Genomic DNA, 13,254 nt, shown 5'->3' with positions numbered 1-13,254 from the left:
TCTTGGCGTCGCATCGCAAGCCGCGCACCCGCGTTCTCACCACGTCCGGAAGCCGTACGGCGGCCGGGCTCACCACCGCCGCCCTCGCCTCGGTCACACTGCTCTCGCAGTCCGCCCAGGCCGCCCCCAGGGCGCCCAAGGCGAGCATCGAAGAGGTCAAGCAGAAGGTCGACGGGCTCTACCGCCAGGCCGAAGTGGCCACCCAGAAGTACAACGCCGCCAAGGAGCACGTCGACCACCAGCGCGCCACCGTCAACCACCTTCTCGACGCCGCCGCCAAGCGCGCGGAGAAGATGAACGAGTCCCGTCGCGAGCTGGGCACCTTCGCCTCGGCGCAGTACCGCACCGGCGGCATGAACCCGACCGCGCAGCTGATGCTCGCCAAGGACCCGCAGGACTTCTTCGACCGTACGCACCTGATGGAGCGGCTGACCGGCCGGCAGAAGCAGGCGGTCACCGACTACCAGGCGCAGGCTGCGCAGGCCGCCCGGCAGCGGGCCGAGGCGGCCCGGAGCCTGGACCGGCTGCAGGACACCAAGACCTCGCTGCAGCAGTCCAAGGAGTCCGTCCAGAACAAGCTGGCCGAAGCCCGCCAGCTGCTGTCCCGGCTGACCGCGCAGGAGAAGGCGCGGCTCGCGCAGCTGGAGCGCGAGCGGGAGGCGGCGGCCAAGCGGCGGGCCGAGGAGGAGGCGCGTAAGCAGCAGGAGCGCGAGCGCCAGCGGCAGCAGGACGGCGGCGGCTCCACCGGCGGTCAGACGGGCGGCCAGACGGGCGGCGACTCCACCGGCGGCTCGCAGTCCACCCAGGCCGAGAAGGCCCTCGCCTTCGCCCGCGCCCAGATAGGCAAGCCCTACGTCTGGGGCGCGACCGGACCCAGCTCCTACGACTGCTCGGGCCTGACCCAGGCGGCGTGGAAGGCGGCCGGGGTCGATCTGCCCCGTACGACCTGGGACCAGGTCAAGGTCGGCGAGCGGGTGGCCACCAAGGATCTCCAGCCCGGTGACCTCGTCTTCTTCTACGACGACATCAGCCACGTCGGCATGTACATAGGCAACGGCAAGATGATCCACGCACCGCACCCGGGCGCCAACGTCCGCGAGGAGTCGATCTACTACATGCCGATCTACGGGAGCGTCCGGCCCGGCTGATCCGGCGCGGCCGGCGCCGGCGCTTTCCCTCAAGGGGAACCCCCAAGGGTCGCGAGCACCCCTGCCGCATGGCTGCCCCAGACCCACCCCCCACACACCACCCCCCACACGCCACCGCGCGGTCGTCCTCTCGGGGACGACCGCGCGGTGAGCCGTAGGTACGGGCGGGACCGGCGCCGGGTTTCGGGCCTCAGGTCCAGAGCACCGCGATGAAGATGTTGGCGACCGTGAGCCCGCCGACCGCGCCGAACAGCGGCTTGGCCACCTGCTCCTCGTCCCGCTTGACGTAGACCAACGCCAGGATCACCACCAGAACGGCCATCTTGATGCCGAGCTTGATGTTGTTGAGCGTGTGGTCCTGGGCCTGGTTCAGCCCGACCAGCACGATGCCGGTGACCAGCATCGTCAGCGCGCCGTGCAGCATGGCCGGCACAAAGCGGGCCGTACCCGCACTCATCGCCTTCATCTGCGTCAGAAAGCCGCCCAGCAGGGAGGCGATACCGATGATGTGCAGGCCGACGAAGATACTGGTTACTACGTCCATAGTGCGGGATCGTATCCGCCGCATATCACGCACCCTTCGGCAGGGCGCCCGTGATCGCCGCATCGGTCAGGGCAGACCGCTCCCGGCGCGTACGCGGTGAGGGCTCGCTCATCCGGGAGTCACCCCCGGTCGAAAGCGGCCAATTACGGGCATCTGGCCGCCGGGCCGTGACCGCCAGGTTTAGCGTCCTCGCGTCGGCCCCGGCCCGTAGGGAAGGAAGTGACGACCCCCGTGGCGTCGCACCGCAAGACCAGGCAGCACCCGAAAGCCCTCAAGGCCATGACCCTGGCCCTCGCGGGCGCCGCCGGCGCCACCGCCTTCGACGGCACCGGCCAGGCCGCTCCCCACCCCACCCCCGCCCAGGTCAAGGGCCGGGTCGACGCGCTGTACCAGGAGGCAGAGGTGGCGACGCAGCACTACAACGGCGCCAGGGAAGAGGCCGGCGCCGCACGCGCGGAGCTGGCCCGGCTCCAGGACGAGGCGGTCCGCCGGACGCAGAAACTGAACGCCGCCAAGGCCGAGCTGGGCACCATGGCCGGACGTCAGTACCGCTCGGGCGGCGTGGACCCGACCGTACGGCTGATGATGTCCGCCGACCCCCAGCGCTATCTGGACGGCGCCACGGTCCTGGAGCGCGCGGGCAGCCACCAGGCGAACGCGGTGGCCGGTTACGCGCGCCGGCTCGGCAGCGTCCGCCAGGTCCGCGACCGCGCCAGGACCACCGCGGAGCGGCTGGAGCGCAGCGAGGCCGCCCTGAAGCGGCAGCGGGTCACGATCGTGCGGAAACTGGACGCCGCCGAGGCGCTGCTGGACCGGCTGACGGACGAGCAGCGGCGGCAGATGTCGCCCGGGGCCGGGCCCGCCGCCGCACCCGAGGACCCGGCCCGCTCCGGCGCCCAGGCCCCCAGCTCCCGTGCCGCACGCGCCGTTTCGTTCGCCTACGCCGCGCTCGGCAAACCGTACGTCTGGGGCGCGACCGGCCCCTCGGCGTTCGACTGCTCGGGCCTGACCCAGGCCGCGTGGAAGTCCGGCGGCGTCTCGCTGCCCCGGACCACCTACACCCAGATCGGCTCCGGCCCGCGCATCGACCGGTCCGAACTCGCCCCCGGAGACCTTGTGTTCTTCTACTCCGGCATCAGCCATGTGGGCCTCTACATCGGCGACGGCAAGATGATCCACGCCCCGCACCCGGGCGCACCGGTGCGGATCGCGCCCGTCGACGAGATGCCGTTCGCGGCGGCGACGCGGCCGGCGTAGGCCCGTACGGCCGCACGCAGCGGGCACTACGGGGTGACCCGGACCTGCCTGCCCAGCCACCGGAAGATCTCCGGCACCTGGTTGCGCCACACCGCCGTGGTGTGCCCGCCCGCGTTCGCCGAGATCTGCTGCACCGTCACCGTCGTCGGCCTCTTCGCCAGCTGCCGGAGGCCGATGCCCGCCTGGTAGCCGTCGCCCGCCGCGCCCGAGACGTACAGGGCGGTACGCGGCGGGCGCCCGGCGGCGTTGGCGGTCTGCAGGATGTGCATCGGGTTGGACCGGACGCGCAGCTGGGGGTCCTTTCCGGCGAGGGAGTCGGGCTCGAGCGCCGGGTCGTTGTAGCCGGACATGGCGACGGCGGCGCGGTAGCGGTCCGGGTGGGACAGCGCGAGCTTGGCGGCGCAGTGGGCTCCCGCGGAATAGCCGGCCAGCGCCCAGGAGTCCGGCTTGTCGCCGGCCCGGAAGTTGTCGATGACCATCTTGCGGACGTCGACGGTGAGCCAGCTGTCGGCGTTGACCTTGCCGGGGATGTTGACGCATCCGGTGTCGGCGCCGGTGAGGAGGTTCGTCCGCGCCGAGACCAGGATGAACGGCTTGATCTCACCGCGCTGCATCAGCGGCCGCAGCTGCTCGCCCGCGTGCAGCGAGCCGAACCAGGCCTTGGCCGAACCGGGGTAGCCGGGCAGCAGCTCGACCACGGGGAACTTCGTGTGGCGGTAGGCGGGGTCGTCGTACTGCGGCGGCAGCCAGACGTACACCTCGCCGCTGACGCCGGAGATCCGGCCCTGGAGATCGGTCATCCGGACGCCGGTGCCCATCCTCGGATCGTCCGCCGGACGGAAGTGCTGGATCTGCTTGGGCTCGTCCTTGATCTTCCGGCCGCCCATACCGTCCGGGCCGAGGTCCTGGGCCGCCTGGACATGGCTGTCGGTGCCGAGCAGATCGCCCCAGGTGTCGTAGAGGTTGTTGGCGTTGTTGACCAGGACGAAGACCACGGTGATGGCGGTGACCTGCGCGAACAGCAGCATCAGCAGCCGGGCGAGGGTACGCACCAGGCGCGGCCCGGCTATCCGTCCCCACAGGCCGAGGGGCAGGACGACGGCGACTATCAGAAGCGCGATGGAGGTGAGGAAGAAGGGCGTGCCCGTCAGGCTCATCAAGATCTCGATTCCAGGACATCTACGCGAAGGACGTGGGGCGGGGCGCGCCGGCGCCCCGTGGTTCTGGCCCCGCCTCCGGCAGCGAGCCTCTCCGCGCCCTTAGATGGTGATCCGCGCAGTCCTGGTTGCCCGTCTTTGGTCCTTGTTTCCTCCTTCTTTGGACCTTCCTTGCACCTTCCCCTTTGATCCCTCTTCGGCCCTTCCCGGTGCTTGCGTGCGCGCGGCGTCGGGCCGCCGCCCCCGGCTCAGACCAGGCGGCGGGCCGCCGCCCAGCGGGTGAGCTCGGTCCGGTTGGACAGCTGAAGCTTTCTGAGCACCGCCGAGACATGCGATTCGACGGTCTTCACGGAGATGAACAGCTGCTTGGAGACCTCCTTGTACGCGTATCCGCGGGCGATCAGCCGCAGCACCTCGCGCTCGCGCTGGGTGAGGAGGTCCATTTCCTCGTCGGCCGGGAGGGTGTCGCTGTTGGCGAAGGCGTCCAGGACGAAGCCGGCCAGCCGCGGGGAGAAGACCGCATCGCCGTCGGCGACCCGGAAGATCGCGCTGACCAGGTCCGTGCCGGTGATGGTCTTGGTCACATAGCCGCGGGCGCCGCCCCGGATGACGCCGATGACGTCCTCGGCCGCATCGGAGACGGACAGCGCGAGGAAGCGCACCGGGCGCGCGGGGTCGGCCATCATCGTGGCGCTGCGGCGCAGCACCTCGACGCCGCCGCCACCGGGGAGGTGAACGTCCAGGAGGACGACCTCGGGGCGGGTGGCGGTGATGACCGTGATCGCCTGGTCGACGTCGGCCGCCTCGCCGACCACCTCGACGCGGGTCCGGTCGGTCTGGCCGATCTCCGCCTGGACGCCCGTACGGAACATCCGGTGGTCGTCGACCAGTACCACCCGTACGGTCCGCTCCTCGTCCGCGGCCCCGCCGTCGGCCTCGCCCCGCTCCGCGCCGCCCTGCCGGGCATCGTCGCTGCTCATATCGTCCGTCCGTCCCTCGTTGTCTGTTCCGTCGTGGCCGTCATGCCCGTCATGGCCGTCGTGCGCACCGTGCTCGTCACGCCCGTCGCCTCAGGCATGATCCGTTACGCGCCGTCCCGACGCCCCCTGTACCGCCCGTCCCGCTCCCCGCGCCCCGTCTCACTCCCTGCGCTCCATCTCCAGCTCGACGACCGTGCCGCCGTCGGGCGCCGCGCGCAGTCTGGCCGTACCGCCGTTCCGCTCCATCCGGCCGATGATGGATTCCCGGACGCCCATCCGGTCGGCGGGGACCGCGTCGAGGTCGAATCCCGGGCCGCGGTCACGCACCGAGACAAAGACGGTACGGCCCTCCACCTCGGCGAACACCTGCACCGCTCCGCCCTCGCCACCGTACTTGGCGGCATTGACCATCGCCTCGCGCGCGGCCTGCATCTGGGCGCCCAGCGCGTCGTCGAGCGGGCAGTCGCCGACGACCACGACCTCTATCGGGACGCCGTGGTGGTCCTCCACCTCGGCGGCGGTTCTGCGCACCGCCTCCGCCAGGGTCCCCGGCTCCTCGTCCTCCTCCTTGCCGCGGCCCTCGGGTTTGTAGAGCCAGGCGCGCAGCTCGCGCTCCTGGGCGCGGGCCAGCCGGGCCACCTCCCGGGGGTCGTCGGCGCTGCGCTGGATCAGGGTGAGGGTGTGCAGGACGGAGTCATGGACATGGGCGGCGACCTCGGCCCGCTCCTGGGCGCGGATGCGCATCAGCCGTTCCTCGGAGAGGTCCTGCATGATCCGTACGAGATAGGGGCCGGCCAGCAGCGCGATGCCGACGACGACGGCGAGCGCGGCCTGCAGCACCGAGCCGAGATGGCGCACCGAGCCCTGGAGCACGACGATGCCGGTCACGCCGACGCCGACCAGCGCCACTCCGGCCGCGCCGCGCACCATCGGCAGCACGCCCTTGCGGCGGCCGAGCTCCAGCCACTGCGCGCGGCGGGAGTTGTCCGCCTGGCGCCACACCAGGGCGACACCGGCGCCGATCAGCAGCACCGGCCAGAGATAGCCGTTGGCCCGGCCCAGCTGGAATCTGGAGGCGACGATCGAGGCCCCGGCCAGCAGCGCGATCAGCGCGAAGACCTGGCCCTTGTCCGGTCTGCGGACCGGCCGCCGCCATTTCCTGTCGCCCGCCGCGGGACTCCGGGCCTCCACTCCCCCGACGCCCAGCGGCACGAAGAACCAGAACGCGGCATAGAGCAGGGCGCCCAGGCCGTCGGCCATGAAGAGCGCCACGAACACGATCCGCACCCAGGAGACCGGCAGCCCCAGATGCCCGGCGAGCCCGCGCGCGACACCACCGAGCAACCGCCCGTCGGCGCTGCGGTAGAGCCTGCGTACGGGCGGTTCTTCGGGGTCCGGTGCCGGGTCGTAGCTGGTCCCGGCGCGGGGCGGCGCGGTGGTCATGGCTCCGATGTTCACACGCCGCGCGGGCCCGGGACATCAGGGTCGACCCTGACCGGACCCGGAGATCGCCCTCAGGGTCGTACGGCAGCGGGCCGCAGCCGCCCGGCCCTGCGCTACTTGTAACTGAATCCGTCCCGCACCGCGTTGAACACCGGCTCGTACTGCGGCCACTGGGCCTCGGGCGCGGACAGATAGACCGCGTACTCCTTGTCGCCCTCGTGCCCGAATCCCAGGTCCATGGCGCGGAAGGTGCGGACCGAACCCTCGAACCGGTATTCCCAGATGGCCGCCTGTTCCCCCCGGAACGTGGTGTCCTGCAGCCGCATCCGCTCGTAGTGGTGGCCTTCCTTGGCCAGCTGCGCCTGCACCTGCTGCTCGACCTGCTCGAAGTGCCGCACCTGGTTCGCGCTGGCGAAGTTCAGCACGCTGATCTTCAGGTTGACCTTCCGGGTGGGGTCGACGTAGTCGACCTCGCGGAGCAGCGGCTTGTAGATACGTGTCCACCCGTCGGGAACGGGAAAGGACACGTCGAACTCCTTTTCCGTGACCCGGTGATATCCGTCCGGCGTGGGCGGCAGTTTGCTCGGGCTCGGCCCCGGCTTGGGTTTCTTGGCGGGATGTTGCGTGCGCGTCGTGGCTTTCGGGTCTCCCGACGCCTGGTCCGTCGACGGAGCGAGGTATCCGGTCGCGTACAGCACACCGCCCGCGACGGCCATGGCGGCCAGGGCGCCCACGACGCCCCAGACGACGGCGCGGCGGCGGCCCCCGGCGGCGGGCCGGGGAACCTCCTCGGTACGGGACTCCGGTACGGGCTCCGCCCCGGGACCCGGCACGGACTCGGCGGGCCGCGGCGTCTGACGGGTGGACACCCGCGTCCCGTCACCCGCCGTCGCCTCGGCGCCGCCCGCCCCGCCACCGGGATACAGCGCACCGCGCCCCAGGAGCGCCGTGTCCGCTTCCGCCTCCGCCGCCCGCAGCGCCTGCTCCACGACGTCCGCCGTCGGCCGCTCCTCCGGCTCCTTGGCCAGCAGCGCCTCGATCAGCGGAGTGAGCGCCCCGGCGTTGCGCGGCGGCTCCACCGGGTCCATCGCGATGGCGTACGCCGTCTCCACCGCGGTGTGCTTACGGAAAGGGGGCCGTCCCTCGACGGCCTGATAGAGCGTCGCTCCCAGCGCCCACAGATCCGAGGCGGGCCCGGGCGTACCGCCCTTGACCCGCTCGGGCGCCAAGTAGTCGATGGAGCCGACCAGCTCGCCGGTCTTGGTGAGCGTGGAGGTCCCGGAGGCGACCGCGATCCCGAAGTCGGTGAGCACGACCCGGCCGTCCTTGCCGAGCAGCACATTGCCCGGTTTGACGTCGCGGTGCAGCACCCCGGCGGAGTGCGCGGCCCGCAGCGCCGCGATCATGCCGCGCCCGATGCGTGCGGCCTCCCGCGGGGTGAGCGAACGGCCCGCCCGCGCCTCCTCCTTGATGGCGTCGCCGAGCGTCGAGGAGGGGACGTACTCCATGACGATGCACGGCAGCCCCGCATCGTCCACGACGTCGTGCACGCCCACCACGTTGGGATGGTTGATACGGGCCGCGGACTGCGCCTCGCGGGTGGTGCGCTCGTAGCGGGTGGCGAGTTCGTCCTGGTCCAGCTGGGGCGAGACATGCAGGCGCTTGACCGCGACCTGGCGCCCGAGGAGTTCGTCCCGGGCCCGCCAGACGGTGCCCATACCGCCCTGGCCTATCCGTTCGACCAGGCGGTATCGCCCGGCGACCAGTCGCCCCTCGTCCACCGACGCAGCCTCCGCCACCGCACGCCCCTTCGGAAACCCGTACGTATCCCGGGCGCAACGATAGTCTCCGATGGCGACAGTTCGGCCCCTGCCCACCGCCCGTCGCGGCCTCAATTTCCGGGCTCCGGAAGGACTCGGGGGGATATGCGGATATTGAGCGTGCCCAAGTGAGGCGGCAAAACCGACCCTGGGGCCGGAAAATGTGCGGGCCACACCGGCCGCCGGACGCGGCCACCGGCCTCCCTCCGTCCTCCGGCGCGTCGTCACCGCACACGTCACCGCACGCGTCACCCCACGCGTCAGGGCGCCCTCAGGGCCGATCTCAGGGTTCTGCCAGGGTTTCCACGGATGCCGGGAGCCCATCGCCCTTGTCACCATGGGTCCATGAACGACGCAGCCCCCGCCGAGGAGCCGGCGCCCTCCGATCCCGCCGGCCCCACCCCGCCGCATCCGCCGCTCCGCCGCAGCCGGCGGCACAAGGTGGTTGCCGGGGTGTGCGGCGGGCTGGGCCGCCAGTGGGATCTCGATCCGGTGATCTTCCGGATCGTGCTGGCCGTCCTCACCGTCTCCGGCGGCCTCGGCCTGATCGTCTACGGCTTCGCCTGGCTGATCATCCCGCTGGTCGGCGAGGAGGAGAACGAGGGGCGCAGGCTGCTCTCCGGCCGGGTCGAGGGCACGGCGCTGACGGCCCTGCTGCTCGCGCTGGTCGGCTGCGGGCTGTTCCTGACGACCGTGGGCAAGGGCAGCGTGATGTCCTTCGTCATCATGCTGACGCTGGCAGCGACCGGTTCCGCCTACTGGTCGCGACGGCGCCGCCTCGCGGAGACCGAGGGCCTGGAGTCGGTGGACGCCGCGACCGCCCAGGCCGTCGCCGACGCCCCGCCGGAGACCCAGGCACCCCCCGCGCCGAACAGTCCGTCGTGGTGGCGGGACCCGCGCTCCAGCGAAGCACTGTCGAGGGTGGACTATCTCTGGGGCCCCGAGACCGGCCCGCTCGACATCAGCTGCACATTCCAGCACGGCCGGCCCGGGAAGGCCGCCGGACTGCGAGGTGAAGGGCCCGCCGGGGGCGTGCCCCGGCCGCCCGTGCCCGCCCCCGAGAGCGCCGCGCGCCGCAGACCCCGTACGGGACGGCCCATAGGCGGCTGGACGTTCCTGCTGGCGGTGTTCGCCGGTGCGGGCACCGCCGTCGCCGTCTCCCGGCATGACGCCCTCGTGCCCTCGCTCCAAGCGGGCCTGAGCTGCGCCCTGGTGGTCTTCGGGTTGGGCCTGGTCCTCAGCGCCTGGCTCGGCCGGACGGGCGGCGGCACGGTCTTCATGGTCGTCCTGACGGCCCTGCTCCTGGCGGGCGCGACCATCCTGCCGAAGAGCCTCACCGCCGACTGGCAGCGGCGCGTCTGGTCCCCCACCACTCTCGCCGCCGTCGAGCCGCATTACGCACTCGGCTCGGGGGACGGCAGGCTGGACCTCGGCGGACTGGCCCTCAAGGACGGCCGTACGGTCCGCACCAGCGCGAACGTCGGCGCCGGCCGCCTCCAGGTGACGCTGCCGCCCGGCGTCACCACGACCGTTCATGTCTCGCTGGGCCTCGGTGATCTCCAGCTGCCCGGCGACGCCCCCAACGACGTGGACATCTCCGCCGGCGGGGAGCGGACGGTCACCCTGCCCGCCACCGGCCTGAAGAAGGGCGAGAAACCGCGCGGCACGCTGGAGCTGAGGCTCGATGTGGGTGCCGGGCAGGTCGACATCCGCCGCGCCCCGCCCCGCCCGCCCGCCGTCCCGTCCACCGCACCGACCACCCCCGAGGGAGCCGCCTCATGAAGCGCCACCCCTTCGAACCGGCCCGGCTGATCTCGGGCGTCACCGCCATCGCCGTGGGGGCGGGCTACGGCCTCGACGCCCTCGGCATCTGGCACGCCCCCGGCCCCTGGCTCTTCTTCGCCATCCCCGCGGGCCTGCTCCTCTCGGGCATCACCGCCGCCGTCTGGGCCACCACCCGCCGCCATATAACCCACGACTCCTGACCCACGACTCCTGACACGGCGGCACCCGCCGGACCACCGGCCCGACGGGTGCCCCGTGCCACCGCCCGGCTCACCCGAACAACTGCGCCCCATGCCGGTTGCGCCGGTTCCGCAGCGCCGCATCCAGGGAGAACTTCGGCGCACCCGCCATCACCAGCGGGATCCAGGCCACGAGGTAGACGAGATCGTTGCCGTAGTAGTACGGCGTGGTCGACCAGCTCACCGTGAGCCACAGCGTCAGCGAGATCAGCGCGCCGCCGAACGCCGCCAGCCGTCCCAGCAGACCGAGGAGCGTTCCGAGGCCCACGGCCAGCTCGCCGACGGCGATGGCATAGCCGAAACCGACCGGACTCTTCTGGGCCAGCTCCACCAGCACGGGCAGCGCCGCCGTGTCGTGGACCTGGTTCAGCATCCCGCCGAGCGAGCCGCTCCCCCGGGCGGCCAGGAAGCCGGAGTCCGTCAGCTTGTCGAGCCCCGCATAGACGAAGGTGACGCCGAGAAACAGCCGCAAGGGGAGGAGGGCATGGCGCCCGAGAGTCCCCCGCACCCCGGTGTCGGGGCCACCGGCGCCCGTACCTCCCAAATCGGCACCGACCGTACGATTCGCGTGCACCATGACGTCCGCCTCTCCGTTGGCCACCAAGCGCAGACGATTGTGCCTGCGCCCGCGCCTCCTGGGGAGGTACGTACACGCATCCCTGCCGGATTCAACAAATCGATGCCCGCTGGTCACCCACCGGCCGCGCGACAGAGGGACACCACACCCACGGCAGACCCCACGGGCCATCACGCCACGCCGGAACGCCTGCCTCACTCGTGCGGATCACTCCTGCACATCGATCGGATATCCGGCCGTCTCCACCCCCGCGGCCGTCACGACCCGGACCTCCACCCGCCCCGGCTCCACATCGACCGGCACCGGCACGGTCAGCGCATCGTCCGCCGGACTGGCGAAGCCCCCCGCCACCGGGACCAGAGGGACCGGGACATACACCGCCCCGATCCGCACGACGGTACGCGCCAGCCGGTCCGGCGTCCCCGCGCCCGGCGGGACGAAGCCGGTGCCGCGGATCTCGATGTCGTCGCCGGTACGGATGGGCGCCGCGAGATCACCCAGCTCCCGGGACCGGACGACCGACAGGATGACCGGCCGGCCGCCGGACACCGCCTTCCCGGCCAGATAGGTGACGCCGGAAAGCAGCAGCAGCGCCACCAACCCCCAAGGCAGAGACGGCAGTTGCTCGGGCCGCCGGGCCAGACGCACCAGCGCGTACGCCGCCACCGCCCCGTTCACCAGCACATACTGCGCGTCCGGGAAGCTGCCCCGCCCGGCGTCGTCCGCCAGCAGATCGGCGGCCCGCGGCCGTCCGGCGGGGACCTTCTGCAGCCGCCCCGCCCGGACCCGTACGGCCACCAGGGCATGCGCCGACACCGCCACCGCACACCCGAGGAAAAGTGACGCCAACAAGGCGCCGCAGTAGGGGAGTTCAAGTCCGGCGAGGAGGCGGCTGCGCTTGCCGGGGCCCGCCGCGGCGAGCTGGACGGAGGCCATCAGCACCGCGTACAGCACGACGGTCACCCACCCCGCCGCGACCGCGCGCGAGGTGGACAGCCGCCGGTCCTCGCCGATCAGCGGGGCCAGCGCGCCGCCGTGCGCGCGGTGCCGCCAGGCCGCGGCGGTCAGGACGAGGGCGAGCGCGACGGCGGCGGCCAGTCCCGCCGTACGGGCCAGGGTCCAGCCCGTCCCGATGGCGGTCAGCGCCTGCCCGAGCAGCAGCGCCGTCACCGCGGCCCACACCACCGACAGGGTCCGCCGCGGCACGGCCGCCAGCCAGGCACCCCCCTCGGCGGTGGCGCGCTCGGCCAACGCCCGGGCGGACAAGGTGAGTTCATCGGAGACCCACTGCCGGGCGGCCCCGGTGGAGTGCGCCAGCCCGGCCGGCACGCCCCGTCCGGCGGCGAAGTCCTCGCGCAGCGCGACAAACGCGGCGACCGCCTGCCGGTGCCCCGCACGGGCGCCGTGCGGGCACTGTCCGCACAGGCAGGCGCCGCCCCCTCCCGGCTCGCCCGTTCCGGCCACCCGGCCCGCCGCCTCAACAGACACGTCCGCTACCGCCCCGCACCCTCGTCATCGCCGTCGTGATCGAGATCGTCCTGGCCGTGACCGGTTCGCATCCCGGCCGCGGCGCTCATCAACTTGGCATCCCTGGACGGGAATTGTGCCTCATCCGGCGGGGTCGCCTGCCAAACGGCCAGTTGGCGCGGGGTGGTGCGACCCGCGCAAGGTTGACGCCGGGGCGGCGCCCAACACAGGACCCGGACGGACGCCCCGCACAAGCCGCCGGACAATCCCCGCGAAACGCACCCGCACCACCAAGTTCTCCCGCACAAACGGCACTTACCACCTTCGAGCGAACCGACGGAAGACCACGGCTGAGCCGCGCCGCGCCTGTGCAGGCTGTCCGATGTGTGGGAAATAGATCGATCACGCCGGTTCGCGGCATGCCTCGCGGCCGCCGCCTTCACCGTGCCGTTCGGGATCGCCGTACTGGCGCTCCCCGCCCCGTCAGCACTCGCTCACGACCGCCTCAGTCACCACAGCACCCTCATCAGCCACAGCGGCAATAGTTACGGCAGGGGCGACAACTGCGCCTACGCCGGGACCCGCCCGCCCGTCGGCGTACCCACCGGGTGGCCCATGCCCCGCCACTGGCACTTTCCCTGTACGTCGGCCACCCCGACGCCCAGGCCCCACCCGCCGGCACCCCGGCCGCGCGCCACGACACCACCAAAGCCGCCGCCCAAGCCGCCGCCACCGCCACCGAGGCCGGCGCCACCGCCCCCTCGGCATATCGCGCCACCCCCCCCCAAGCCGGTCCCCGAACGGCCCCTGCGCCTTCCCCGGCCCACCCCCCCCCCC

At 72.4% G+C, this 13,254-nt stretch carries 11 protein-coding genes; 4 read left to right on the top strand and 7 right to left on the bottom strand.

Going from position 1 to position 13,254, the window contains the following annotated elements; all coding sequences use genetic code 11:
- Nucleotides 1–2: 2 nt before the first annotated feature.
- Entirely contained in the window at nucleotides 3–1,148 is a 1,146-nt protein-coding gene (locus ADL29_RS34760; protein WP_053927507.1) for a C40 family peptidase, read from the top strand.
- 190 nt (nucleotides 1,149–1,338) lie between these two features.
- On the opposite strand, the gene ADL29_RS34755 is transcribed toward ADL29_RS34760, so the two are convergent.
- A complete protein-coding gene (locus tag ADL29_RS34755; RefSeq protein WP_053927506.1) occupies nucleotides 1,339–1,692 on the bottom strand; it encodes a hypothetical protein in 354 nt (117 codons plus the stop codon).
- Nucleotides 1,693–1,911: 219 nt separating this feature from the next.
- Between ADL29_RS34755 and ADL29_RS34750 the strand changes: the two genes are divergently transcribed.
- Nucleotides 1,912–2,949: a C40 family peptidase gene (locus ADL29_RS34750; RefSeq protein WP_245689757.1), complete on the top strand. Its 1,038-nt coding sequence runs from the start codon at nucleotides 1,912–1,914 to the stop codon at nucleotides 2,947–2,949.
- Between the two features lie 26 nt (nucleotides 2,950–2,975).
- Here the strand turns inward: ADL29_RS34750 and ADL29_RS34745 are convergent, their stop codons facing one another.
- From ADL29_RS34745 to ADL29_RS34730, 4 genes are all read right to left on the bottom strand, one after another.
- Nucleotides 2,976–4,106: an alpha/beta hydrolase gene (locus tag ADL29_RS34745; RefSeq protein ID WP_053927504.1), complete on the bottom strand. Its 1,131-nt coding sequence runs from the start codon at nucleotides 4,104–4,106 to the stop codon at nucleotides 2,976–2,978.
- Nucleotides 4,107–4,354: 248 nt separating this feature from the next.
- Nucleotides 4,355–5,086: a LuxR C-terminal-related transcriptional regulator gene (locus ADL29_RS34740; RefSeq protein ID WP_053927503.1), complete on the bottom strand. Its 732-nt coding sequence runs from the start codon at nucleotides 5,084–5,086 to the stop codon at nucleotides 4,355–4,357.
- A gap of 159 nt (nucleotides 5,087–5,245) precedes the next feature.
- Nucleotides 5,246–6,529, bottom strand: a complete 1,284-nt coding sequence (locus tag ADL29_RS34735; RefSeq protein ID WP_053927502.1) for an ATP-binding protein — start codon at nucleotides 6,527–6,529, stop codon at nucleotides 5,246–5,248.
- Nucleotides 6,530–6,642: 113 nt separating this feature from the next.
- The gene (locus ADL29_RS34730; RefSeq protein WP_053927501.1) at nucleotides 6,643–8,328 is read right to left on the bottom strand and encodes a serine/threonine-protein kinase; all 1,686 of its coding nucleotides are present in this window, start codon (nucleotides 8,326–8,328) and stop codon (nucleotides 6,643–6,645) included.
- Nucleotides 8,329–8,694: 366 nt separating this feature from the next.
- Between ADL29_RS34730 and ADL29_RS34725 the strand changes: the two genes are divergently transcribed.
- Nucleotides 8,695–10,131 carry a PspC domain-containing protein gene (locus tag ADL29_RS34725; RefSeq protein ID WP_053927500.1) on the top strand — a complete coding sequence of 479 codons (1,437 nt, stop codon included), beginning with the start codon at nucleotides 8,695–8,697 and terminating at the stop codon, nucleotides 10,129–10,131.
- Nucleotides 10,128–10,334 carry a hypothetical protein gene (locus tag ADL29_RS34720; RefSeq protein ID WP_053927499.1) on the top strand — a complete coding sequence of 69 codons (207 nt, stop codon included), beginning with the start codon at nucleotides 10,128–10,130 and terminating at the stop codon, nucleotides 10,332–10,334. The genes ADL29_RS34725 and ADL29_RS34720 overlap by 4 nt, the downstream gene beginning before the upstream one ends.
- A gap of 70 nt (nucleotides 10,335–10,404) precedes the next feature.
- Here the strand turns inward: ADL29_RS34720 and ADL29_RS34715 are convergent, their stop codons facing one another.
- Nucleotides 10,405–10,950, bottom strand: a complete 546-nt coding sequence (locus tag ADL29_RS34715; protein WP_053927634.1) for a TQO small subunit DoxD — start codon at nucleotides 10,948–10,950, stop codon at nucleotides 10,405–10,407.
- Between the two features lie 207 nt (nucleotides 10,951–11,157).
- A complete protein-coding gene (locus tag ADL29_RS34710; protein ID WP_053927498.1) occupies nucleotides 11,158–12,438 on the bottom strand; it encodes a hypothetical protein in 1,281 nt (426 codons plus the stop codon).
- Nucleotides 12,439–13,254: the final 816 nt, after the last annotated feature.

The organism is Streptomyces chattanoogensis (genome assembly GCF_001294335.1).
GTDB lineage: Bacteria > Actinomycetota > Actinomycetes > Streptomycetales > Streptomycetaceae > Streptomyces > Streptomyces chattanoogensis.
This window is presented reverse-complemented; position numbering and strand designations above follow the sequence as displayed.